Source organism: Janthinobacterium sp. EB271-G4-7A (assembly GCF_020858075.1).
Taxonomy (GTDB): Bacteria; Pseudomonadota; Gammaproteobacteria; order Burkholderiales; family Burkholderiaceae_D; genus Janthinobacterium; species Janthinobacterium lividum.
In genome coordinates this window covers 409910-433054 of record NZ_JACYMI010000002.1, presented here as the reverse complement: position 1 = coordinate 433054, position 23145 = coordinate 409910, and the positions used below count along the sequence as shown (strand labels likewise).

The window sequence follows — 23145 nt, the reverse complement described above, 5'->3', positions numbered from 1 at the left end:
ACCGTATGGATAAAAAGCAGGTCTTACATAGAAGTACACGCCACATTGCTCAGGGCAAGGTGACGTGTACGAATCAGTTCATGACATTGAGTTCTTCTGTGCGGCGTGGTGGGTAAGTCTCCCACTTGTTGCAGCCAGGGCAGTGCCAGTAGAACTGGCGCGCCTTGAAGCCGCAGTGGCTGCACTGGTAGCGGGCCAGCTTCTGCGTGTAGCCGTGCACGAGGTTTTTCACCATCGACAGCTCGGACCAGATGGCGGCCGGCGCATCCATCATGCGCGCTTCCAGCAGTTTATCCAGGCCCAGCAGGGTCGGCGTGCGGCGCAGCTCGGCGCTGACCAGCTGCTTCGCCGCTTCCACGCCGTCGAGCTCGATGACGGCCTTGAAGACGACTTCGATCAGGTCGATCGACGACGCCTCTTCCAGATAGGAGCGCAGCAAGTTGACGCCTTCCTGCGCACGGCCGACCTTGGTATACCCGTCCATCAGGCGCTGCGCCACCAGGGCCACGTGCGGCACGCTTTGCTGCTCCACGCGGCGCCAGGTGGTCAACGCGCCTTCCACGTCGCCGCGCGCCAGCAGCACGTCGCCCGTCAGGATGGTGGCACGCACGCTCTTGCGGTCCGTCTGCAAGGCTTTTTCCAGCAGCGGCATGGCGTCGTCCGGCTTCATGTGCACGAGGGCGTCATGCGCCAGTTCGCAATAGAACTGGGCGATTTCCTTCTGGCGCGCGCCGGCGCCCGATTCCTGCAAGCCCACGGCCGCTTCGATGGCGCGCGGCCATTCCTTTTCGCGCTGGTAGATTTCCAGCAGCGCGCGGCGAGCCTGGGCCGCATATTGCGTGTCGACCAGGCTGTTGAAGGTTTCTTCGGCGCGGTCCAGCAAGCCTGCCTTCAGGTAATCCATGCCCAGCTCATAGGCGGCATGGCCCTGCTGTTCCAGCGGCAGGTCCGGGCGCGCCAGCAAATTCTGGTGCACGCGGATGGCGCGTTCCGTTTCGCCGCGGCGGCGGAACAGATTGCCCAGCGCAAAGTGCATATCGGCCGATTCCGGGTCCAGCTTGACGACTTCGATGAAGGCATCGATGGCCTTGTCATGCTGTTCATTGAGCAGGAAATTCAAGCCCTTGAAGTAATTGCGCGGCAGGCTGCGCGATTCGGACACCAGTTGATGAATGTCCACACGCGCGGCAATCCAGCCCAGCGCGAAAAACACCGGGATACCCAAGAGCCACCAGAGTTCAAAATCCATGCGATTGTTTTTATTCGAGTAAGAGAGATAGGAGCGACGGCGCCGCTTACTGCGCGCTCACGCTGTCCGGTTGCGGCTGGACATTGCTGGCCACACCAACGGTCTGCAGCGCGGCAATGGTGGTTTTTTGCTTGGTTGCTTCGCGGCGGTGACGGAACACGGTCGGCGTCAAGGCCAGTACGCCCAGGCTGGCGCCAGCGACAAAAAAGCCCAGCAGCATCAGGACCAGGGGGCCGCGAATTTCATAATTGAGGAAAACATGCAGGTCGACAACCTGCGCATTCTTCAGCGCAAAACTGAAGAACAGGACGAAAAGAACACAGCCAACGATGGTGGAGATGATTTTCATCGATAGGTCCAGAGTGAACAAAAAAAAAGCCCGTGCCACATGACACAAACGTAGAGCGCTGATCAAACCGTAGCGAGCGTCAGCGAGGCTCGGCGCCCCCTTTGGTCCGAGAAGCGCAACCGTACTGAAGTACGGTGAGCATCGCAGGCCGCAAAGCGCGACGCGCAGTAGCTTATGTCAGGTATTCTCAGCATATTAACAAAAAAAAGCGGCATCCAAGGACGCCGCTTTCTATGTCGCCTTCCAGCAGACGATTAATCCTCGATAATCGGTTGCCCGACCATCGCGTCCACCCGCTCGCGCAACTGTTTGCCCGGCTTGAAGTGGGGTACCCGTTTTTCGGGAACCATCACCTTGTCGCCGGACTTCGGGTTGCGGCCGATGCGCGGGGGCCTGCTGTTCAGGGCAAAACTGCCAAAACCGCGGATCTCGATACGCTGACCGGTCGCCAAGGCGTTGGTCATCGCATCGAGAATGGTCTTGACGGCATACTCCGCATCTTTCGCCACCAGCTGAGAATAACGCTCAGCGAGGCGGTTGATCAGCTCGGACTTTGTCATCTGCCGTATCCGCAGTCTTAGTTCTTGTTATCGAACTTAGCTTTCAACAAGGCGCCCAGGCTGGTGGTGCCCGAAGCTGCGTTGTTGTCGGTAGCTGCCATTTTTTGCATAGCTTCCTGGGTTTCAACGTTGTCTTTCGCTTTGATCGACAGTTGGATACCACGGGCTTTGCGGTCGATGTTCAACACCATTGCTTCGACGGTGTCGCCGACTTTCAGGTGCGTACCAGCATCTTCAACGCGGTCGCGCGAGATTTCGGAAGCGCGCAGGTAGCCTTCAACTTCTTCGGACAGTTGGATCACGGCGCCTTTAGGCTCAACCGATTTAACGGTACCGGTTACCAGCGAGCCTTTGTCGTTCATGGCTGCGAAGTTGTTGAATGGGTCACCTTCCAGTTGCTTGACGCCCAGGGAAACGCGCTCGCGCTCAACGTCGATGGCCAGAACGATGGCTTCCAGTTCGTCACCTTTCTTGAAGCGACGCACGGCTTCTTCGCCGGTTTCGGTCCAGGACAGGTCGGACAGGTGCACCAGACCGTCGATGTTGCCGGCCAGGCCGATGAACACGCCGAAGTCGGTGATCGATTTGATCGCGCCGCGGACTTTGTCACCTTTCTTATGGGTAACACCGAAGTCGTCCCATGGATTGGCTTTGCACTGTTTCATGCCCAGCGAAATACGACGACGCTCTTCGTCGATTTCCAGAACCATTACTTCTACTTCGTCGCCCAGTTGGACAACTTTGTTAGGAGCAACGTTTTTGTTCGTCCAGTCCATTTCGGAAACGTGTACCAGACCTTCGATACCCTGTTCCACTTCAACGAACGCGCCGTAGTCGGTCAGGTTCGTTACTTTACCGAACAGACGGGTGCTTTGTGGGTAACGACGGGACAGACCGGTCCAAGGATCGTCGCCCAGTTGTTTCACGCCCAGCGAAACACGGTTTTTCTCTTGATCGTATTTCAGGACTTTGGCGGTGATTTCCTGGCCAACCGTCAGTACTTCCGACGGGTGACGTACACGGCGCCATGCCAGGTCGGTGATGTGCAGCAGGCCATCGATACCGCCCAGATCCACGAACGCGCCGTAGTCGGTGATATTTTTGACGACGCCGGTCACGACCGTGCCTTCTTTCAGCGTTTCCATCAGTTTCTGACGCTCTTCGCCCATCGAAGCTTCGATGACGGCGCGGCGGGACAGAACCACGTTGTTACGCTTGCGGTCCAGCTTGATCACTTTGAATTCGAGGGTTTTGCCTTCGAATGGGGTGGTGTCTTTGACAGGACGGGTATCAACCAGCGAGCCCGGCAGGAATGCGCGGATGCCGTTGGTCAACACGGTCAGACCGCCTTTGACTTTACCATTGACGGTACCGACGACGATTTCGCCCGATTCCATCGCTTTTTCCAGAGCCAGCCACGAAGCCAGACGCTTGGCTTTATCGCGCGACAGGATGGTATCGCCGAAACCGTTTTCCAGCGATTCGATCGCCACGGAAACGAAGTCACCAACTTTGACTTCCAGTTCGCCGTGGTCGTTCTTGAATTCTTCGACAGGGATGAATGCTTCGGATTTGAGGCCGGCGTTCACGATCACGAAATTGTGGTCGAGGCGCACGACTTCAGCGGAAATAACTTCGCCGGAGCGCATATCTTGACGCGACAACGATTCCTCGAAGAGCGCAGCAAAACTTTCCATACCGGTAGATTCGTTAGTTGTAACAGTAGACATAGGGTTCACACAGGTTATCCAGCAGAGATCGCACGATGCGACTTAAACTGGGTTAGGTTTTTGACACACCCGGACAGGCCAGGAGCCGTCAACGGGCACCACATAGCACGCACTACACATCAATACACGCTATTTTGCTGCTTATTTTACAATTGACGCATACCATTTCAACACGGTTTCGACAGCTTCATCAGCTGTCATGGCCGAGGTATCGAGGACATGCGCCCCTTCCGCGGGGACCAGCGGCGCAATCGCACGGTGAGTATCACGTTCGTCCCGCGCCTGCAAATCCATCAGAAGGTCTTCCATATTAGCAGAAAAACCCTTGTCTATCAATTGCTTGTAGCGCCGTTGCGCGCGCGCCTCGACGCTGGCCGTCAGGAAGACCTTCAATTGCGCATGCGGGAAGATCACCGTGCCCATGTCGCGCCCGTCGGCCACCAGGCCCGGCGTCTTGCGAAAGCCCAGCTGCAAGCCCACGAGGGCATGGCGCACCGTTGGCAATACGGCAATCTTCGACGCCGTATTGCCCACCTCTTCGGCACGGATCTGCTCGGTGACGTTTTCATGCGCCAGCAGGATCTCGCCGCCCGCAAAATGGCAGGGCAAGTGTTCGGCCAGCTTGGCCAGCGCGTGCTCGTCGCGCAAGTCCGTGCCGCGGCGCAGCGCGCTTAAGGCCGTCAGGCGGTACAGCGCGCCCGAGTCCAGGTAATGAAAGCCCAGCTTGTCGGCCACGCGGTGCGCCACCGTGCCCTTGCCGGAAGCGGTGGGGCCGTCGATGGCGATGACTGGGATGTGGGAGGTCGGCATAGTATGAGCAATCAATTAAATCAGGGTGTCTTTTGCAATCCCCGCAAACGCGGCGAAATACTCGGGGAAGGTCTTGGCCACGCATTTCGGGTCGTTGATGCGCATCTCATTGCCGCGGCGCGCGGCGCCGTCCAGCGAGGCGAGCGAGAAGCACATGGCCATGCGGTGGTCGTCATACGTGTCGATGGTGGCGGCAAGAATCTCGGCCGGCGGCGTCACGCGCAGGTAATCGGCGCCCTCTTCCACTTCCGCGCCGAGTTTACGCAATTCCGTCGCCATGGCGGCCAGGCGGTCCGTTTCCTTCACCCTCCAGCTGGCGATATTGCGCAAAGTGCTGGTGCCGTCCGCGTACAGGGCGGCCACGGCGATCGTCATGGCCGCGTCGGGAATATGGTTGAAATCCATGTCGACGGCTTTCAATACGCCGCTCGAACGGGCTTCGATCCAGTTCTCGCCCATGGTGATGGTCGCGCCCATCTGCTGCAAGGCTTCGACGAAGCGCACGTCGCCCTGGATGCTGTCGCGCCCCACGCCTTCCACGCGCACGGGACCGCCGCCGATGGCGCCGGCCGCCAGGAAATACGAGGCCGACGACGCATCGCCTTCCACGTGGATGGTGCCCGGGCTTTGATATTGCTGGCCCGGTTGCACGGTGAACGACTGCCAGCCGTCATGCTCGACCGTCACGCCGAAACGGCGCATCAGGTTCAGCGTGATCTCGATGTACGGCTTCGAAATCAGCTCGCCAGTGACATCGATGGTCACCGCATGGTCGCGCGCCATCAGCGGCGCCACCATCAGGAGGGCCGTCAAAAACTGGCTCGACACGTTGCCGCGCACGGCGATGCGCTGCGCGTGGATGTGGCCGCGGCGGATGCGCAACGGCGGGAAGCCCTGCTCGCCCGTGTATTCGATCTGCGTGCCGACGGCGTTCAGCGCGTCGACCAGGTCGCCGATGGGGCGCTCGTGCATGCGCGATACGCCATGCAGGGTATAGTCGCCGCCGATCACGGCCAGCGCCGCCGTCAGCGGGCGGATCGCCGTGCCGGCGTTCCCCATGAACAGGTCCGCCTCGTGGTGCGGGAACACGCCGCCGCAGCCTTCCACGTGGTGGATCTGATGCGCCGTGGCCGGATCGCCCGTCAGCTCGTCCTGCGTCCATTTCACGCCCAGCGACGTCAATGCCGTCAGCATGACGAAGGTGTCATCGGAGGCGAGCAAGTCGACGATCTTCGTCGTGCCCTTGGCCAGCGCGGCCAGCAGCAGCACGCGATTGGAAATGCTTTTCGAGCCGGGCAAGCGCACCGTGCCTTCGGCATGCATCACCGGCTTCAAATCGATATGGTGGGGGTAGTGCTTGGTCTGGGTCATGCTGGAATCCTTGAGTATTTATCGTGAGGGCAAGGCTGGCACTTCCGCCGTTTCAATCGCCTCGATCCATTGCTGCCGCGCGTGCTGGGCGTTCGCATACACGCCTTCGATGGCGGCGCCGTCATTCGCGGCCAGATGGGCGCGCAAGGTCGTCAACTGCGCCAGGTAGGCATCCAGTTCGTGCAGCAGCGCCGGCTGGTTGGCCAGGCTGATGTCGCGCCACATTTCAGGCGATGAGCCAGCGATGCGCGTAAAGTCGCGAAAGCCGCTGGCCGCGTATTGGAACAGCAGGCCCGCGTGCGGTTTGTTGGCGATGTCGTCGACCAGCGCAAAGGCCAGCAGATGCGGCAGATGGCTGACGGCGGCAAACACCTTGTCATGTTCTTCGGGGCTCAAAGTGTGCAGGATGGCGCCGCAGGCGCGCCACGCGGCCGCCACGCGCGCCACGTCAGCCGCGGCGTTTTCCGCCAGCGGCGTGAGCACCACTTTCTTGCCCTGATACAGATCGATGATGGCGGCGTCGGGGCCATTCGTCTCGCGCCCCGCGATCGGGTGGCCGGGCACGAATTGCCCGAATTTTCCACCCAGCGCCGCGCGCGCGGCCGCCACCACGTCGCTCTTCGTGCTGCCCGCATCGGTGACGATGGTACCCGGCTGCAGGTGCGGTGCGATGGCTGCCAGGATGGCGCCCGTTTGCGCCACGGGCGCGGCCAGCAGCACCAGATCGGCGCCATGCAAGGCTTGCGCCATGTCGCCGCCGATTTCATCGATGATGCCCAGTTCGAGCGCGCGCACCATCGACGCCTGCGAGCGGCCCATGCCGACCACGGTGGCCGCCACGCCCGCATGTTTCAGGGCGCGCGCGAACGAACCGCCGATCAGGCCTACGCCAAAGATGACTACCTTGTTCAGTGCAGGCGTCGTCATATCGTCAGGCCAGCGCTTTCGTCAGCGCGGCGATGAAGATGGCGTTTTCCTGCGGCAGGCCGATGGAAATGCGCAGCCATTGCGGCAAGCCATAGCTGCCCACGGGACGCACGATCACGCCCTGCTTGAGCAGCGCCAGGTTCACGCGCGCGCCGGCGCCATCGTCGTCGCCCACCTTGACCAGCACGAAATTGCCGTGCGATGGCACGTATTCCAGGCCCAGTTGCGTAAACGCTTCCGTAAACTGCTGGTAGCCGGCCGCGTTGTTGCGCGCGCTTTGCTCGAGGAAGTCCTTGTCGTTCAGGGCGGCAATCGCGGCCGCCTGCGCCAGCGAGTTGACGTTGAACGGCTGGCGGATGCGGTTCATCAGGTCCGTCAGCACAGGCTGGGCGATGGCGAAGCCGATGCGCAGGCCGGCCAGGCCGTAGGCCTTCGACAGGGTGCGCGAGACCACCAGGTTCGGATACTGGCGCACCCACGCCGTCGACTCGTACTGGTCGTCGGCCGACAGGAATTCGTTGTAGGCCTCGTCCAGCACGACGACCACATGCGCCGGCACTTTCTGCAGGAAGGCTTCGAGCTGCGCCGCCGTCAGGAAGGTGCCGGTCGGGTTATTCGGGTTGGCGATGAAAACCAGACGCGTGTCGTCGGCAATCGCCGCCGCCATGGCGTCCAGGTCATGGCCGTAGGCTTGCGCCGGGACGACGATGTGGCGCGCGCCCAGGCCTTGCGTGGCCAGCGCGTACACGGCGAACGAATACTGCGAGTACACGACGGATTCTCCATGCTGCACGAAGGCGTGCGCGGCGATTTCCAGGATGTCGTTGCTGCCATTGCCCAGGGTGATCCAGTCGGCCGGCACGTCATAGCGCTTCGACAGCACGGCTTTCAAGTCAAAGCCGTTGGCGTCCGGGTAGCGGCCCAGGTCATCGATGGCGGCGAGCATCGCCTGCTTGGCCGATTCCGGCATGCCGTACGGGTTTTCATTCGACGCCAGCTTGACGATGGCTGCCTCGTCGAGGCCGAATTCGCGCGCGACTTCCGCGATCGGTTTGCCGCTCTGGTAAGGGGCGATGGCGCGGACGTATTCTGGACCGATATTTTTAGACATGGTGTTCTTTAAAAGTTGGTGAATGATTAGGCTGGTGGCTGTTGTTGGGTTACGCTGCCCAACCCAAGCTACGGCTTACCGTGGTTGTTTGTTGGGTTACGCTGCGCTAACCCAACCTACAGCTTACCGTAGGTCGGATTAGCGCAGCGTAATCCGACACCAGTCAACGAAGTCACAGACTGACCGGATATGACCCCAGCACCTTGAAAAACGCCGCATTGCTTTGCAGCTCGGCCAGCGCCTGGGCGACGGCCGCGTCGTGCACGTGGCCCTCCACGTCGACATAGAAATAATACTCCCAGCTGCCCATGCGCGCCGGGCGCGACTCGAAGCGCGTCATCGACACGCCGTGTTTCGCCAGGGGCGCCAGCAACTGGTACACGGCGCCCGCCTTGTTCGGCACAGCCAGCACCAGCGACGTCTGGTCCTTGCCCGACGGCGCCGTCTCCAAGGTACCGACGACGGCAAAGCGCGTGCGGTTGTGCGGGTCGTCCTGGATATGGCCCTTGACCACGCCCAGCTTGTACTGCGCGCCCGCCAGTTCGCTGGCGATGGCCGCCACCGTGCCGTCCTCGCCGGCCATGCGGGCCGCCTCGGCGTTCGAGGCCACGGCATGGCGCGCGACGTGCGGATAATTCTGGTTCAGCCACACCTGGCACTGCGCCAGCGCCTGCGAATGGGCGCAGATGGACGTGACGCCGTCCATGTTGCCGCTCTTCGTCATCAGGCTGTGGTGCACGGCGATCGCCACCTCGCCGCTGATGATGAGGCTCGTCTGCAGCATCATGTCCAGGGTGCGGTTGACGGCGCCTTCCGAGGAATTCTCGATCGGCACCACGCCGAAGTCCGCCGTTCCCGCTTCGGCGGAACGGAACACTTCATCGATGGATGCGCACGGCAAGCCTTCGACGGCGCTGCCGAACTGCTGATACACGGCCTGTTCGCTGAAGGTGCCGGCCGGACCCAGATACGCCACGGTGACCCGCTTTTCCAGCGAGCGGCAGGACGACATGATTTCGCGGAAGATGGTCTGTACTTCGCGGTCGCCCATGGGCCCGGGATTGCGCTCGGCCACGCCGCGCAGCACCTGCGCTTCGCGCTCGGGACGGAACACGGGCGCCTGCGTCTCGGCCTTCACATGGCCCACTTGCTGGGCGATTTGCGCGCGGCGGTTCAGCAGCTCGAGGATTTGCGCGTCGATCGCATCGATCTGTTCGCGCAGCGGTTTCAATTTATCGGTCATGGTGATTTGTTTCGTCAGCTGTACTTCAATCATGGCCGCGCGGCCTGCGCCGGCGGCGGGCCGGCGCGGTCGTCTAGGCGACTCAGCGTCCGGCAAACTCGTTCAGATAATTCACTAAGGCTTGCACGCCCTCGATCGGCATCGCGTTATAGATCGATGCACGCATGCCGCCGACGGACTTGTGGCCCTTCAGTTGCAGCAGGCCGCGCTGCTTGGCGCCGGCCAGGAATGCATCGTTCAGACTTTCGTCGCGCAGATAGAACGGGATGGTCATGCGCGAGCGGTATGCGGGGTCGACCCGGTTCTGGTAAAAGTCGTCCGCATCGAGCGCCGCGTACAGCAGCGCCGCTTTCTCAATATTACGCTGTTCCATGGCTGCAACGCCACCCTGGCGTTTGAGCCACTGGAAAACCAGGCCGGCGATATAGATGCCGTAGGTGGGCGGCGTGTTGTACATCGACTCATGTTCGGCAACGATGGTCCAGTCGAAGGCCGACGGGCAGATCGGCAAGGCCTTGCCCAGCAAGTCTTCGCGCACGATGACCAGGGTCAGGCCGGCCGGGCCGATATTTTTCTGCGCGCCGCCGAAGATGACGCCGTATTGCGACACGTCGATCACGCGCGACAGAATGTGCGAGGACATGTCTGCCACGATGGTGGTCCCTGCCGGCACGTCTGGCGCCTGCTGGAATTCCACACCGTCGATGGTTTCATTGGTGCAGATGTGCAGGTAGGCGGCGCCTGGCGTCAGCTTCCATTCGGAGACTGGTGGCACGCCCGTGAAACGGGCCGCCTTGGACGACGCGGCCACGTTGACGTTCGCATACTTGGCCGCTTCCTGGATCGACTTGCCCGACCATGAACCCGTGTGCACGAAGTCCACGGTGGCCGGCTGCTGCGCGGCCAGGCCCGCCAGGTTCATCGGGATGATGGCGTTCTCGCCCAGTCCACCGCCCTGCAGGAACAGGATTTTGTAGTTCGCGGGCACGGCCAGCAGCTCGCGCAGGTCGGCCACTGCCTGCTTGTAGATGGAAATGAATTCGGGACCACGGTGGCTCATTTCCATCACCGACATGCCACTGCCATGCCAGTCCTGCATCTCGGCGGCCGCTTGCGCCAGCACTTCCTTGGGCAGGACGGCGGGGCCGGCGGAGAAGTTGTAGATATGGGTCACGATACGGTCCTTAGTAAAATGAAATTATTGGGGCGACTGCGTGGCCGCCCGCATGACCTGGTCAAGCACGGCATTCACGCGGGGGATCAGCACGCGCTGGCTGATGGCCATCGATTCGGCGGACAGTTGCGGCATGGTGGCCAGCATCTTGCGGCCCAGCGGCGTCTTGTAGAAGGCCGTCAGCTGCTCGACTTCCGGCACCGTGTAAAAGCGCGCGTACAGGGGCACCATTTCATCGCCCAGTTCATCGATCAGGGTCGGATCGGCCAGCACCTGCGTCAGAGTGGCGATGGCCAGGGGAATTTCCTCTTCGGCACTGGCCAGCGCGCGCGCCTTGCGCTGCTCGTCCAGCTTCGGGTTGCCGTTGATTTGCTGCTGCGCCGACTGGCGGATCATGGCGGGCACCGATTGCAGCATCTGGTCGAAGATATTGCGCGTCAGTTGCGGGAACTGCATCGCGTCGAGCATGCGCCGCACGGCCACTTTCATGGCGGGGCTGGGCGCCGCCTGGCGCGAAGGCGTGGCTTGCGTGCTCTGGGCCAGGGCCGGCAGGGTCGCAAGGAAAGCCAGCGAAAACGCGGCGAAGAAGGTGGCGACGATTTTTCTCATGGCATGCGGGACTTTATAAAAGCGGGGAACAAATGGGACACGCAGGCTGGCGCCGCAACTGGCGCGCCAATAGCAATTGGGGCTCCCGAAAGAGCCCCAATCATCTTACTCCGGCTGGGCCGGATCGACCGGATCAACCGGGTCGGCCGCCGCCGGCGCGGCCTCCGTGCCCGCCTCCGTCGTCAGTTCGACTTCGTCGATATCCGTTTCCACCACGCGCTGCAGGCCGGACAGCTTGGTGCCGTCTTCCACGGCGATCAGGGTCACGCCCTGCGTCGCGCGGCCCATCTCGCGGATTTCCGACACGCGGGTGCGGATCAATACGCCACCGGTGGTGATCAGCATGATTTCATCGCTGGTATCGACCAGGGTCGCGGCAACCACTTTACCGTTGCGCTCGCTGGTCTGGATGGCGATCATGCCTTTCGTGCCACGGCCATGGCGCGTGTACTCGGTGATCGGCGTACGCTTGCCGTAGCCGTTTTCCGTTGCCGTCAGCACCGATTGCTGCTCGTTCTCGGCCACCAGCAGGGCGATCACGTGCTGGCCTTCTTCCAGGTTCATGCCGCGCACGCCGCGCGCCGTACGGCCCATCGGACGCACATCGTTTTCATCGAAGCGCACTGCCTTGCCCGAATCGGAGAACAGCATCACGTCGTGCTGGCCGTCGGTCAGCGCCGCGCCGATCAGGAAGTCGCCGTCGTCCAGGTCGACCGCGATGATGCCGGCCTTGCGTGGATTGCTGAAGTCCTTCAGCGGCGTTTTCTTGACGGTACCGAGGCTGGTCGACATGAAGACGTAATGGTCTTCCGGGAACGTGCGGTTCTCGCCCGACAGCGGCAGGATCACGGTGATCTTTTCGTTGTCCTGCAGCGGGAACATGTTGACGATCGGCTTGCCGCGCGAATTGCGCGAGCCTTGCGGCACTTCCCACACTTTCAGCCAGTACATGCGGCCACGATCCGAGAAGCACAGGATGTAGTCGTGCGTGTTGGCGATGAACAGCTGGTCGATCCAGTCTTCCTCTTTCGTCGCCATGGCCTGCTTGCCGCGGCCACCGCGCTTCTGCGCGCGGTATTCGGTGATCGGCTGGGCCTTCATGTAGCCGGTGTGCGACAGGGTCACGACCATGTCCTGCGGCGTGATCAGGTCTTCCGTTTCCAGGTCGGTCGCGTTCAACTCGATCTGCGAGCGGCGCGCGTCCTTGTTGCCAATGCCGTATTCGTTCTTCGCCGCCGTCATTTCATCGGTGATGATGACGGTCACGCGTTCAGGCTTGGCCAGGATGTCGAGCAAGTCGGCGATATGCTCCATCACGTCCTTGTACTCGTTGACGATCTTGTCCTGCTCCAGGCCGGTCAGGCGCTGCAGGCGCATCTGCAGAATTTCCTGCGCCTGGTCGTCCGACAGCTTGTACAGGCCATCCGTTTGCATGCCATAGTGTTTCGGCAGGTTTTCCGGACGGTAGGCATCGATGCCGCCTGGCGTCGTGCCGTCGCCCGTGCGGGCCAGCATTTCGCGCACGACGGACGAATCCCAGGCCTTGGCCATCAGCTCGACCTTGGCGATCGGCGGCGTCGGCGCAGCCTTGATGATGGCGATGAAGTCATCGATGTTGGCCAGCGCGACAGCCAGGCCTTCGAGCACGTGGCCGCGTTCGCGCGCCTTGCGCAGTTCGAACACGGTACGGCGCGTCACCACTTCGCGGCGGTGCGACAGGAAGCACTGCAGCATCTGCTTGAGGTTCAGCAGCTTCGGCTGTCCATCGACCAGGGCCACCATGTTCATGCCGAAGGTATCCTGCAACTGGGTCTGCTTGTACAGATTGTTCAGCACCACTTCCGGCACTTCGCCCCGTTTCAGCTCGATCACCACGCGCATGCCCGACTTGTCGGATTCGTCGCGGATGTCGGAAATGCCGTCGAGCTTCTTGTCGCGCACGTTTTCAGCGATGCGTTCCAGCAAGGACTTCTTGTTGACCTGGAATGGCAGTTCGTCGACGATGATGGCGATGCGGCCGCCATCCTTGCCGTATTCTTCGAAGTGGGTCTTGGCGCGCATGACCACGCGGCCGCGGCCCGTGCGGTAGCCGTCGCGCACGCCGGACACGCCATAGATGATGCCGGCCGTCGGGAAGTCCGGCGCCGGGATCAGCTCGATCAATTCATCGATCGTGCAATCGGGGTTGCGCAGCACGTGCAGCGCGCCGTCGATGACTTCGGTGATGTTGTGTGGCGGAATGTTCGTCGCCATGCCGACGGCGATACCGGACGAGCCATTGATCAGCAGGTTCGGGATACGCGTCGGCAAGACCGTCGGTTCCTTTTCCTTGCCATCGTAGTTGGGCTGGAAGTCGACGGTATCCTTGTCGATATCGGCCAGCAGTTCGCCGGCGATCTTGTCCAGGCGGCACTCGGTGTAACGCATCGCCGCGGCGCCGTCGCCGTCGACGGAACCGAAGTTGCCCTGGCCATCGACGAGCATGTAGCGCAGCGAAAAATCTTGCGCCATGCGCACCAGCGTGTCGTAGATCGAGGCATCGCCGTGGGGATGGTATTTACCCATGGTTTCGCCGACCACGCGGGCGCACTTGACGTAAGGGCGGTTCCACACGTTATTCATTTCATGCATCGCGAACAAGACGCGGCGGTGCACTGGCTTCAAGCCATCGCGCGCATCGGGCAAGGCGCGACCGACGATCACGCTCATGGCGTAATCGAGGTAGCTCTTGCGCATCTCTTCTTCGAGGGAAATAGGAATTGTTTCTTTTGCGAATTGATCCATTGGCGGTTCGACTGATCTCAGGCTGTGGTTAACTTATCTGTTACGCAATGTATGACGCAATACTGCATATCCTGGGTGGCTGTCGTCGTGGACGCCGCGCCACGCGCTGCTGGCGCGGCCCGGCTTCCATGTCGCAGAGTGCCAGACAAATCGGCGGGCTGGCGGCACGGCCAGTACGGGTACCGCAAGGGTACGTCCTGGCCATGCAGTGCCGCCGTGGGCATTTGCTCGACACTCTTAACAGTCAAGCGCACGATTTTAGCATGCGCGCCCAGCTACCTGTACAAATTGGCCATACCAACAAGATTGGCAGTTTGCACCGGGGACGTGCACGTTGACCTGTCGATAATGCACAATGGCAATATCAGTTCAAGATACCTGCCCTTAAAAGAGGCAAAAAAAGCGATCAATTGTTACAGGCGCGTTACAAATAGGCATTTTCGTTGCGCAAAAACAACGCACGGTCTAAAATCGGGCAAGCTTTGATTTAACCACGGTCGTGTGCCCCTGATGCGTGTGGCAAAATGACTGGGAAGTTAATTGCTAGTTTCGCAATCTGAAACGAGCGCATATGGTCTACATGATAAAATCTTGGCACGTAGCACCAGTAGCGCAGTGTTGTTCTGCGGATATCACCCCCCGAAAGGAAAAAAGAATGAATAAATTTGTAACGCTGTTTTTCGCTGCATCCGCAGTGATTGCTGGCTCGGCTTCGGCCCAAACCCCAACCTCCCCACCATTCGCGCCAGTTACCACTGACATCAAAGCACCAAGCCCAAAAAGCGCTTACGTGCAAGATGCCCGCGGCGTAATCGTGCGTGACCCATTCGGCCTGTGCTGGCGTACCGGCTACTGGACACCTGCTGACGCAGTGCCAGGTTGCGACGTGCCACTGTGCGTAGAGCCAGAAACCCTGCAAGACGGCAAATGCGTGGCTCCTCCAGCACCAGTCGTACCAGCACCGGCACCAGTCGTTGTCGTACCAGTACCAGTCGTCGTTGCTCCTACCTCGGAAAAAGTCAGCTTCGCTGCTGATGCATTCTTCGATTTCGACAAAGCTACGCTGAAGCCAGAAGGCAAAGCCAAGCTGGACGAACTGTCCGCACAACTGGGCGGCATCAACCTGGAAGTCATCATCGCTGTGGGTCACACCGACTCCGTCGGCACCGATGCTTACAACCAAAAACTGTCGGTACGTCGTGCTGATGCTGTCAAAGCCTACCTGGTCACCAAAGGCGTTGAAAGCAACCGCGTGTACACCGAAGGAAAAGGCGAGAAACAACCTGTTGCTGATAACAAAACTGCCGAAGGCCGTGCGAAAAACCGTCGCGTGGAAATCGAAGTTGTTGGTACCCGCAACAAGTAATAGCTGATTCCCTGGACTTGCTGCAAGTCATCGCGCAAGTCAAGAACAGCATGAAAAACCCCGCTACGGCGGGGTTTTTTTTCGTCCGTGGCTGCCCAATTGTAAAATTGCCGCTATTATTCGACCTATGAACGCCGACCCTCTTGAAATCCAAAAATTCAGTGAGCTGGCCCACCGCTGGTGGGACCCCACTTCCGAGTTTCGTCCCCTGCACGAAATTAACCCCCTGCGCCTGGAATGGATCAACGCGAAAGTGCCGCTGGCCGGCAAGCGCGTGATCGACATCGGCTGCGGCGGCGGCATCCTGGCCGAATCGATGGCCCGCAAGGGCGCCGACGTGACGGGCATTGACCTGTCCGACAAGGCATTGAAAGTTGCCGACCTGCACAGCCTGGAATCGGGCGCCAAGGTGCGCTACAAGCTGATCGCCGCCGAAGCCATGGCCGAGGAAGAGCCGGGCCAGTACGACGTCGTGACCTGCATGGAAATGCTCGAGCACGTGCCGGACCCCGCCGCCATCGTCAAGGCCTGCGCCGCACTGGTGAAACCGGGCGGCCACGTGTTCCTGTCGACCCTGAACCGCAACCCGAAAGCGTATCTGTTCGCCATCCTGGGCGCCGAATACCTGCTGCGTCTGTTGCCGAAAGGCACGCACGACTATGACAAATTCATCACCCCGGCGGAACTGTCGCAATACCTGCGCAGCGCCGGGCTGGACGTCAACAGCATGCGCGGCATGGGCTACAATCCATTGACCAAGATTTACTCACTTAATAGCGATACCAGCGTCAATTACCTGGTGGCCTGCACCCGGCCGCTGTAACCATCACGCACAATACAAGGCGGCTGCGGCCGCCATTTTTCATTCCCACTTGACACACTTTGCCCGCCATGATCACAGACTATCTGCCAGCACCGCGCGCCATCCTGTTCGACCTCGACGGCACCCTGGCCGACACCGCGCCCGACCTGGCAGCGGCCATCAACCTGCTGCGCGCGCGCGCCGGCCTGGCGCCGACCCCGTATGACATCCTGCGCCCCACGGCCTCGGCCGGCGCGCGCGGCATGATAGGCGCGTCGTATGGCGTCCAACCGGGCGAAAGCGGCTACGAAGCCCTGAAAGACGGCTTCCTGAACAATTACGAAGCGGCCCTGGCCGTGGAAAGCCGTTTATTCGACGGCATCCCCGCCCTGCTGGAAGGCCTGCAAGCCCTGGGCTTGGCCTGGGGCGTGGTCACCAACAAGGCGGCCCGCTTCACCGAGCCGCTGGTCGGCCAGATCGGCCTGGGCGCCGCCGGCTGCGTGATCTCGGGCGACACCATGGCGCACCCGAAACCCCACCCTGCCCCCCTGCTGGAAGCGGCGCGCCGCCTGGAGCTGGCGCCGGAAGACTGCTGGTACGTGGGCGACGACCTGCGCGACATCCAGGCCGGCCGCGCCGCCGGCATGCGCACGGTCGCCTGCGCCTGGGGCTACTGTGGCCCCGTCGAGCCGCAGCACTGGAACGCCGACCATTTGCTGGACACGCCGCAAGCGCTGCTCGAGCTGGTCAGCGCCGTGGTGAAGGCGGCGCAGGCGCGGCAGCTGGCGGCATAAATGGCCTGCGCTTGATCTGGCACGACGGCAAGCGAATGCATCATGCAAGAGTGGGCAGATTGCGCTACAATGAAGGTTCTGTGGGGACGACCTGGTTTCGACGTGGGTTGCAAAGCAGCGCAGGGCATACCGAGGGCGGGCTACCTCGTAAATACAACCTGAAAAAACTTAACTGCAAACGATAACTCGTACGCACTGGCAGCTTAATCGCTGTTAGCTCTAGAACACCTCGTCCCTGGGGTGGGCCGTCAAAAGCTCTAGAGTCATTTACAGGGACTCGTCGTATGCTGGGTTACTTAGCGTCCGACTAAATAATAGGTAACTCGCTTGCCCATAACGTGCACATCCGTGCTGGCTGAGTTAAATTAAATGATAGTGCTAAGTATGTAGAACTGTCTGTAGAGTGCTTGCGGACGCGGGTTCGATTCCCGCCGTCTCCACCACTGAATAAATAAAAGGGCTTCCCCGTTTTGGCGGGGAGGCCCTTTTTATTTATTCCATGCATGCAGAACGCCGGCGTCAAATCCGCGTCCGGTACGGGCGCGGGGATTTTGCGGGACTTCGGCGAGCGCAGCTCGGTGCCGCAAAACCGGGTTGCGCTTGCAAGCGCAACCCTCTCCAATTCCTCTGACTAGCTCTTGCGCCGCAGGCGGTTTTTCCTAACAGCAACGTTAGCTGTTCAGGCTATGTACGAATGGCGGACTTGCGCCTCGTGGTTCCAACGCCATCAACTTGTGCCTCGATCTCGATCATGTGGATCATCGAGTGGGCGGCACGAGACAGGCTACGAAACACCAACAGGTCGCCCATCTTTAGTCCAGCCAGAACTTTGATGAACTCGACCCGGTCTTCCATCTTGAGACTGCTGATCTGTTCTCGATAAATCGACTGATCGGTACAGCCTGCTTCTTTTAATTTTGCTATTTGGTCTGCGAGCCCCGCGATCTGTTAAACGGTCGAGGTACGCGCGTATCCGTACACGGTCATAATTTTTCCTATTACCAAAAGGGTTTAGAAATGGTGAAATTATCAATAGGATCTAGCCTGATACACTATTTGATAGTTTTTGTTGAGGTGCAGGGTTAGGATCACAAGGCCCTGCCTTAGTGAGAATTTCACCAAAACGAACAATTAGCGACGGTGTGCAAAAGTCGTCCTGGAAATTCGTTCGTTGTTGACAATACAATGGTAAGATGCGTTTCGGCAACACTTTGAGTGAGGAGATGCTTTGGACGTCAGTTTAGCGAAGGTGGAGGCCGTAGCCGTACATCGGATCGGCAATAAGATGCGCGAGGAGGGTTATCTTCTCTCTAGCAGAGAGGTTTCTCTGACGGAGAAACTAAGCGATCTCTTCTTAATGCATTATTTGTTGCCGCTAATAAACGGAGGTGAAGCTTGTGTTTTTGATCATCCCTCCGATATTCAGCTTAATGAAGTGCGACACTTCTGCTCTGCGGTGATTGAATCCAAGACGTCTTTCATCGAAGGTTCCAAGTCATTGGCGAAGCATCTCTACGATGCCTCCGCACACCCCAATATTGGTGGCGGCGAATTCATCGTTATAAAATTTCGTGGAATTCATATTGAAGGGCGGGCGGTTGATGGCGTCGGCTTGTACCGTATTGAAGCTAAAGATGAATTCCTAGACGTGCGTGAAGAGTCCGGAAGCATTGAGCTAGTTGGTCGTGTTGGCATAGCGATCAGCAAGATTCAGAAAGGGGCGTTAGTTATACCTAAGGCAGAGAAGGTTCTTGCAATCGACACACTCGGACAAAAGACAAAGTACTGGAAAGAGGATTTTCTCCAAGTTAAAGCGGAAGACACCACTGTTGTGCGAGCCAAAGCCATAGGGGCAATTTTGAAAGCTGTATCCGAGCGGGTGGATACGCCTACAGAAGCGGTTCAGTTTATCCATGTTCTGCATGATGAGTTAGCAGGGGCGGAAACCGCTACCATTTCTAGTATCAAGGAAATCTCGGGTCGTTTTCTCCCCCCTTCTGATGTCACGGAAATCGTTAGGGGCATTGAGAGTCGGGTTGGAATTAATTTTGACGAAAGCTCTGTTGTTCCTACGCATGAGCTTTCGAAGTACACGCGAGATATGGTCCGCAAATCAAGAATTGCAGAGGGAATCAACTTGGTGATCACCAAAGCTGATGCTCGCGTTTCTACCATCGACGTGAGGAAAACCTCGGCTGGTATAAAGGCAACGATAGAAATTAGGGTCGAGGAGAAAAAATGAGCGGCGGAGAGAAGTCTAAGAGATCAGGCGAAATAGGTGAAAAGCTCGCAAACCGACTTTTGATCATCATGGGTTGGAAAAACGCACTGCAAAACATTCCTATAGCTTGTAATACACCCGTCCATGTAAACGCTGAGGGGAATCGTAGAGTTACACACGGTGAAGATCAGATATTTATTTATCACAATCCTTTTCACGATGATCGAACGGACATTGTCCATATCTCAAATAAAAATCACCTTGGTGCGTATGCTAAAGGGCAAACCCTTAAAAGTCAGTTTAAGGGGCATTTAAAAGAGCTTCTTGAGACCATTGAGTGTGCCAAGTTCAGCCCGGAACTCAAGGAGCTGGCAAATAGCTTTCAAACTAAGAAGACAAAGTCGCATGTGGGTCTGTTAATCTGGATGCAAAACGATGACTCGGACTTGGAGCGAGGCATAATATCTGAGATATCGAATGTGCGTTTGGATACCGATTTCACTACTCCAGTTTATGTAGTTGATAATTCCAGGGCAACTTTTTTGCTAAACGTTACCGACAGTCTTAAACGCCTGACAAGCAACGGTGAGTACGAGTTTTATTACCCAAGGATAGGAACTGCTCTCACCGTGGACGAAAATAGAAAAGGAAAGATACTTCCCCTTGAGCTAGTTGGTGCGGACATTATCCCTGCAATAATTCGTGTGGGCGAGACGAACGAATTGGTGTTGTTTGCCAATGAAAAGTTTGATAAAGACGCCTATGAAAAGATGATTGCTTATGGGCTAAATTTCGCAAACGGGCTGGTGGAGAAAATCCACATTGGTCTAGAGGATTATAATCCGGCGCAAGATGAGGCAACTGCACGGATGGCGAGAATGGCCTTTCATGCCAGAACGGAAAAGATTGTCCCGTTCTCTTTCAAACGTTCCATATTAGATCTTTTAGGGGAGGACGATACGTGAGTACGTCTGCATTAGAAAAACGTAAGTCGATCCCGGTGGGGAGTGAGCTTCGAGTTCTGCTGAATAGTGACCACATCTCTCCCGGAGAAGTGCAGTCAACCTTGCGCGAGAAAGGAATATTCGTCGGCAACAGTGATAAGCTGGTAACTGTCCCTTTGCTCTCCTCCTCGCTCTTAACTCCATCAGATTTCCATGCATTGGTTAGTTCGTCTATTGACAGGGAATCGAGACCAAAAACTAAGATATCCGGACTTGATTTGGTTTCTGATAATGCCGATTGGATGACGCCCATCAAGGGCCTATTTGATCAAGATCTGGATATCCTTTCGAGTCTTCCGAGTATTGAATTTTCACAGATGCCCGACGTGGTTGTTGATAGTGTCAACCAGCGGTTGACTATTCCGTACGAGGTTATTCGAAAGGATTTCAGTAAGGATTGGGTCGAACGTGAACTTAGTTTTGGTGGCGCGATCATAATAGAACGGCAAGGGAATTACCTTAAGCTGGATTTTGCGTCTCGTCATTCCTCAAAGGAAACTGAGGCGATAAATAGAAAGATAACTGGCAAGATTTGTAAACTTCTGTGCGCAGAGAAATTGGTTAAATCTGAAGAGCCAAAAAAGATAACGTTTAGTGCATTCGATAATGTCGAGAGGGTGCGCTTTTTTAAGCGCCTGACGGCAGGTTTTTCAAAAGAACTAACTTTAGGCGCTGTTAATGAAATAGAGATCAGCCGCGACACTAAAGCGCCTCCATTGCCCGACGACCCACAAATTGCGTGGATGAAGCAAAGTGTTACGAGGATGAAAATCGACGGAACTCGGTTGAATGATGTCTTTTTGATTTCTGATGAAAAATATTACCCTTTCTATCACGTTCAGCAAATGGATGTGACTTTTAATTACGGGTTTGGTGTGAACTCTGGCACATGCAGAGTAGGCTTTTCCTTCAGCGCTGCAAGTAAAACTGAAGCGGCAAAAAATGAAGCCGAGTTGACGATGGATTTTGACAGAATCACGCACGCCAACCAAGTAAATTCAGAGTCAAAGAAGCAAATCTCGCAGCAGCTTGAGCGAACTGTTCGGTCGCTGGTAGAGCGAGAATTTGATAAAACCATCAATGAACGCCCGTCAAAAGCTGCGGCCTGATGTTCGGTTTCCTAAAGTTTTTATTGATTTTTTTTCATTATAACGACGTAACCAGATTTAGAGCGCCTAACAAAACGTCGTTCAGGGAAACAAAGGGCATTGATGGTGGTCAAACCTACATACCTAGCAACAAACCGGCACGTGGCAACGCATCCATGACGCCATGCTGCAGGACTTGCAGGAATACGACCAAATTCAGTGGGAACGCGCCAGTGTCGACTCGGCCAGCGCGCCATCCCCCCCCTCGGCGGCCAGCATACCGGCCCCAATCCCACCGACCGCGGCAAGCGCGGATGCAAGCACCATCTGCTCGTCGATCAACGCGGTCTGCCTCTGGTGGCGAGCATATCAGGGGCTCAGGTACATGATTCACGGATGCTGATTCCGCTGCTCCAAGCCGTTCGGCCAGTGCCAGGATTGGTGGGGCGGCCACGCAAACGCCCGACCAAATTGCATGCAGATAAAGCGTATGTCTCGCGCGCGCATCGTGCTTGGCTACGCAGCCGGGGCATTTCGCCACGCATTGCCCGTTACGGCATCGAGTCGGGCGAACGCCTGGGCAAATGGCGCTGGGTGGTCGAGTGCACGCTGGGCTGGCTGCACCGTTTCCGCCGCTTACGCATCCGCTACGAACGCCGGGCGGATATCCACCAGGCGTTTCTTTCGCTTGCTTGCATACTCATCTGCTGGCGATACATTCAGCGGTTTTGTTAGGCGCTCTAAATCTAACGGCTGTCTGTCCTGCAACATAAGGGGCCAATGATATAGTGGCGGGAATGTACTCACTGAAGAAAACTGCCATGAAAAACGACACAAACGCTCGCCCGCAAGCAACCCAGGCACCTGCCAAGCTCAGCAAAGGGGACTTCGTCGCCGCACTGCGCAAGCTGCTGCAAGAAGAAGGAAAGGCCGGCAAGTCCAGCGTGGACGTACGCGCTGCGAACTTGCACACCGACGTTGGCGTTTATCCGGCGCGCGGCCACTCGATGCCGACCTGTTGCACGGTAATGTATGAAGAGATGCGGCCGGGTGACGAGATACTGCTGACACCACCCGGCGGCAAAGGACCTACGCTCCTGGTACGGTATAAATTCCCGCGCTGAGAATCGCGGCCTTAGGCTACTGATGGCGATTCGCAGCGCTAATCGGCTCCGTCCGCGTCCGCCCCACAGCGGACATGGAGCGTCCGAGCAGGCCGGGTTTCATAACAGCGACCTCGGTAGCCCAGTCTCATTGTGTTTTTGGGTCATGACGATTGATGCCGCCTGGACTGCGGCAGTTTCGGCGTCGTTACCGCCATCAGTATTGCTTGATACGGCCACTTGGACAGAAAAACCCCATGCATCAATGCAGCCGCGCTGAAGGCGTCGAATTGAACGGCTGAGATCTCTTATGGAACATGAAATACGCAAATGGCACAAAGTAGAACACTAGCCAGTGTCCGGAGAAACCTCGCACTTGATTTACCTTGAAAGTGGAATACTCCACGACGGTCAGTTCGCGAATGAAATTTCCACGGTTCAATAGCACAAATTTCCCGTCAACGATCGAAGGATTACCGCCCGCCGCGTTCATCATGAAGAGTGCAAAATTCACCAATGCGTAAGCAGCTATACAGAGTCCCAGTCCGACCACCCACTTCGGAAAAGCTGCGCGTAGTTCAGCGAACGTTGGTTTGGGGCCGAGTGACTTTCGACTGGAGAAGACAAACGGAATGAACACAATGAAAATGCCGCCGTGCAGCCACCAGATCGCAGGAAAATTATCAGATACATTGACTCCCATCAATGCCGCAATGTGCACAATCAGTGCGGTTGCAAAGCCAATTAGTGAGGCAAAGCCAAGAATTTGGTTCATAGAATCGGATTACATATATCGTAAAGATGTCGGTCTGCAACTAAATCCGTAAGTAATGCAACTTCATAAAGTATA

21 protein-coding genes, 1 other RNA gene and 1 pseudogene are annotated in these 23145 nt (G+C 57.9%); 9 read left to right on the top strand and 14 right to left on the bottom strand.

Annotation, left to right across the window (positions count from 1 at the left end; genetic code table 11):
• Positions 1-73: 73 nt before the first annotated feature.
• The 12 genes from lapB to gyrA form a co-directional block, all read right to left on the bottom strand.
• On the bottom strand, positions 74-1249 hold the full coding sequence (lapB, locus tag IGS58_RS19515) for a lipopolysaccharide assembly protein LapB (RefSeq protein ID WP_034782020.1): 1176 nt from the start codon (positions 1247-1249) through the stop codon (positions 74-76).
• A gap of 46 nt (positions 1250-1295) precedes the next feature.
• Positions 1296-1598 carry a LapA family protein gene (locus tag IGS58_RS19510; RefSeq protein WP_034751796.1) on the bottom strand — a complete coding sequence of 101 codons (303 nt, stop codon included), beginning with the start codon at positions 1596-1598 and terminating at the stop codon, positions 1296-1298.
• A gap of 254 nt (positions 1599-1852) precedes the next feature.
• Positions 1853-2158: an integration host factor subunit beta gene (locus IGS58_RS19505; RefSeq protein ID WP_008446215.1), complete on the bottom strand. Its 306-nt coding sequence runs from the start codon at positions 2156-2158 to the stop codon at positions 1853-1855.
• Positions 2159-2175: 17 nt separating this feature from the next.
• Positions 2176-3888, bottom strand: coding sequence for a 30S ribosomal protein S1 (gene rpsA / locus IGS58_RS19500; RefSeq protein ID WP_071650172.1), 1713 nt, complete (start codon positions 3886-3888; stop codon positions 2176-2178).
• A 141-nt stretch (positions 3889-4029) separates the two neighbouring features.
• Entirely contained in the window at positions 4030-4698 is a 669-nt protein-coding gene (gene cmk / locus IGS58_RS19495; RefSeq protein WP_230522435.1) for a (d)CMP kinase, read from the bottom strand.
• A 15-nt stretch (positions 4699-4713) separates the two neighbouring features.
• The gene (gene aroA, locus IGS58_RS19490; protein WP_230522434.1) at positions 4714-6069 is read right to left on the bottom strand and encodes a 3-phosphoshikimate 1-carboxyvinyltransferase; all 1356 of its coding nucleotides are present in this window, start codon (positions 6067-6069) and stop codon (positions 4714-4716) included.
• Positions 6070-6087: 18 nt separating this feature from the next.
• Positions 6088-6996 carry a prephenate dehydrogenase gene (locus IGS58_RS19485; protein WP_230522433.1) on the bottom strand — a complete coding sequence of 303 codons (909 nt, stop codon included), beginning with the start codon at positions 6994-6996 and terminating at the stop codon, positions 6088-6090.
• Between the two features lie 4 nt (positions 6997-7000).
• Entirely contained in the window at positions 7001-8107 is a 1107-nt protein-coding gene (gene hisC, locus IGS58_RS19480) for a histidinol-phosphate transaminase (protein WP_230522432.1), read from the bottom strand.
• A 172-nt stretch (positions 8108-8279) separates the two neighbouring features.
• Positions 8280-9350: a prephenate dehydratase gene (gene pheA, locus IGS58_RS19475; protein WP_034782276.1), complete on the bottom strand. Its 1071-nt coding sequence runs from the start codon at positions 9348-9350 to the stop codon at positions 8280-8282.
• A gap of 82 nt (positions 9351-9432) precedes the next feature.
• Positions 9433-10524, bottom strand: coding sequence for a 3-phosphoserine/phosphohydroxythreonine transaminase (serC, locus tag IGS58_RS19470; RefSeq protein ID WP_034782008.1), 1092 nt, complete (start codon positions 10522-10524; stop codon positions 9433-9435).
• Positions 10525-10548: 24 nt separating this feature from the next.
• Positions 10549-11133, bottom strand: coding sequence for a DUF2059 domain-containing protein (locus IGS58_RS19465; protein ID WP_070257570.1), 585 nt, complete (start codon positions 11131-11133; stop codon positions 10549-10551).
• Between the two features lie 105 nt (positions 11134-11238).
• A complete protein-coding gene (gene gyrA, locus IGS58_RS19460) occupies positions 11239-13917 on the bottom strand; it encodes a DNA gyrase subunit A (RefSeq protein WP_070257569.1) in 2679 nt (892 codons plus the stop codon).
• A gap of 655 nt (positions 13918-14572) precedes the next feature.
• On the opposite strand from gyrA, the gene ompA reads away from it, so the two are divergent.
• The 4 genes from ompA to ssrA all read left to right on the top strand — a co-directional run bounded on the left by ompA (position 14573) and on the right by ssrA (position 17322).
• Positions 14573-15283, top strand: a complete 711-nt coding sequence (ompA, locus tag IGS58_RS19455; RefSeq protein WP_034782001.1) for an outer membrane protein OmpA — start codon at positions 14573-14575, stop codon at positions 15281-15283.
• Between the two features lie 127 nt (positions 15284-15410).
• Positions 15411-16106, top strand: coding sequence for a bifunctional 2-polyprenyl-6-hydroxyphenol methylase/3-demethylubiquinol 3-O-methyltransferase UbiG (gene ubiG / locus IGS58_RS19450; protein WP_034751812.1), 696 nt, complete (start codon positions 15411-15413; stop codon positions 16104-16106).
• Positions 16107-16174: 68 nt separating this feature from the next.
• Positions 16175-16879 carry an HAD family hydrolase gene (locus IGS58_RS19445; protein ID WP_230522431.1) on the top strand — a complete coding sequence of 235 codons (705 nt, stop codon included), beginning with the start codon at positions 16175-16177 and terminating at the stop codon, positions 16877-16879.
• Between the two features lie 82 nt (positions 16880-16961).
• Positions 16962-17322: a transfer-messenger RNA gene (gene ssrA, locus IGS58_RS19440) on the top strand.
• Positions 17323-17563: 241 nt separating this feature from the next.
• On the opposite strand, the gene IGS58_RS19435 is transcribed toward ssrA, so the two are convergent.
• The gene (locus IGS58_RS19435; protein ID WP_329958014.1) at positions 17564-17824 is read right to left on the bottom strand and encodes a recombinase family protein; all 261 of its coding nucleotides are present in this window, start codon (positions 17822-17824) and stop codon (positions 17564-17566) included.
• A gap of 283 nt (positions 17825-18107) precedes the next feature.
• Here IGS58_RS19435 and IGS58_RS19430 point away from each other — a divergent pair, with 283 nt between their 5' ends.
• From IGS58_RS19430 to IGS58_RS19410, 5 genes and pseudogenes are all read left to right on the top strand, one after another.
• Positions 18108-19121, top strand: coding sequence for a nucleoid-associated protein (locus tag IGS58_RS19430; RefSeq protein WP_230522430.1), 1014 nt, complete (start codon positions 18108-18110; stop codon positions 19119-19121).
• Positions 19118-20065 carry a GapS4a family protein gene (gene gapS4a / locus IGS58_RS19425; protein WP_230522429.1) on the top strand — a complete coding sequence of 316 codons (948 nt, stop codon included), beginning with the start codon at positions 19118-19120 and terminating at the stop codon, positions 20063-20065. The genes IGS58_RS19430 and gapS4a overlap by 4 nt, the downstream gene beginning before the upstream one ends.
• Positions 20062-21213, top strand: a complete 1152-nt coding sequence (gene gapS4b, locus IGS58_RS19420; protein ID WP_230522428.1) for a GapS4b family protein — start codon at positions 20062-20064, stop codon at positions 21211-21213. The genes gapS4a and gapS4b overlap by 4 nt, the downstream gene beginning before the upstream one ends.
• A gap of 127 nt (positions 21214-21340) precedes the next feature.
• Positions 21341-21927, top strand: a pseudogene (locus IGS58_RS19415) (IS5 family transposase); the annotation flags it as partial.
• 86 nt (positions 21928-22013) lie between these two features.
• Entirely contained in the window at positions 22014-22316 is a 303-nt protein-coding gene (locus IGS58_RS19410; protein WP_230522427.1) for an HNH endonuclease, read from the top strand.
• 241 nt (positions 22317-22557) lie between these two features.
• Here the strand turns inward: IGS58_RS19410 and IGS58_RS19405 are convergent, their stop codons facing one another.
• Positions 22558-23070, bottom strand: coding sequence for a hypothetical protein (locus tag IGS58_RS19405; protein WP_230522426.1), 513 nt, complete (start codon positions 23068-23070; stop codon positions 22558-22560).
• Between the last annotated feature and the right edge of the window lie 75 nt (positions 23071-23145).

Excerpts from the sequence above, each read along its gene's own strand:
- lapB (WP_034782020.1), bottom strand. The coding sequence starts at position 1,249 with ATGGATTTTGAACTCTGGTGGCTCTTGGGTATCCCGGTGTTTTTCGCG.
- IGS58_RS19510 (WP_034751796.1), bottom strand. The coding sequence starts at position 1,598 with ATGAAAATCATCTCCACCATCGTTGGCTGTGTTCTTTTCGTCCTGTTC.
- IGS58_RS19505 (WP_008446215.1), bottom strand. The coding sequence starts at position 2,158 with ATGACAAAGTCCGAGCTGATCAACCGCCTCGCTGAGCGTTATTCTCAG.
- rpsA (WP_071650172.1), bottom strand. The coding sequence starts at position 3,888 with ATGTCTACTGTTACAACTAACGAATCTACCGGTATGGAAAGTTTTGCT.
- cmk (WP_230522435.1), bottom strand. The coding sequence starts at position 4,698 with ATGCCGACCTCCCACATCCCAGTCATCGCCATCGACGGCCCCACCGCT.
- aroA (WP_230522434.1), bottom strand. The coding sequence starts at position 6,069 with ATGACCCAGACCAAGCACTACCCCCACCATATCGATTTGAAGCCGGTG.
- IGS58_RS19485 (WP_230522433.1), bottom strand. The coding sequence starts at position 6,996 with ATGACGACGCCTGCACTGAACAAGGTAGTCATCTTTGGCGTAGGCCTG.
- hisC (WP_230522432.1), bottom strand. The coding sequence starts at position 8,107 with ATGTCTAAAAATATCGGTCCAGAATACGTCCGCGCCATCGCCCCTTAC.
- pheA (WP_034782276.1), bottom strand. The coding sequence starts at position 9,350 with ATGACCGATAAATTGAAACCGCTGCGCGAACAGATCGATGCGATCGAC.
- IGS58_RS19465 (WP_070257570.1), bottom strand. The coding sequence starts at position 11,133 with ATGAGAAAAATCGTCGCCACCTTCTTCGCCGCGTTTTCGCTGGCTTTC.
- gyrA (WP_070257569.1), bottom strand. The coding sequence starts at position 13,917 with ATGGATCAATTCGCAAAAGAAACAATTCCTATTTCCCTCGAAGAAGAG.
- ompA (WP_034782001.1), top strand. The coding sequence starts at position 14,573 with ATGAATAAATTTGTAACGCTGTTTTTCGCTGCATCCGCAGTGATTGCT.
- ubiG (WP_034751812.1), top strand. The coding sequence starts at position 15,411 with ATGAACGCCGACCCTCTTGAAATCCAAAAATTCAGTGAGCTGGCCCAC.
- IGS58_RS19445 (WP_230522431.1), top strand. The coding sequence starts at position 16,175 with ATGATCACAGACTATCTGCCAGCACCGCGCGCCATCCTGTTCGACCTC.
- gapS4a (WP_230522429.1), top strand. The coding sequence starts at position 19,118 with ATGAGCGGCGGAGAGAAGTCTAAGAGATCAGGCGAAATAGGTGAAAAG.
- IGS58_RS19410 (WP_230522427.1), top strand. The coding sequence starts at position 22,014 with ATGAAAAACGACACAAACGCTCGCCCGCAAGCAACCCAGGCACCTGCC.
- IGS58_RS19405 (WP_230522426.1), bottom strand. The coding sequence starts at position 23,070 with ATGAACCAAATTCTTGGCTTTGCCTCACTAATTGGCTTTGCAACCGCA.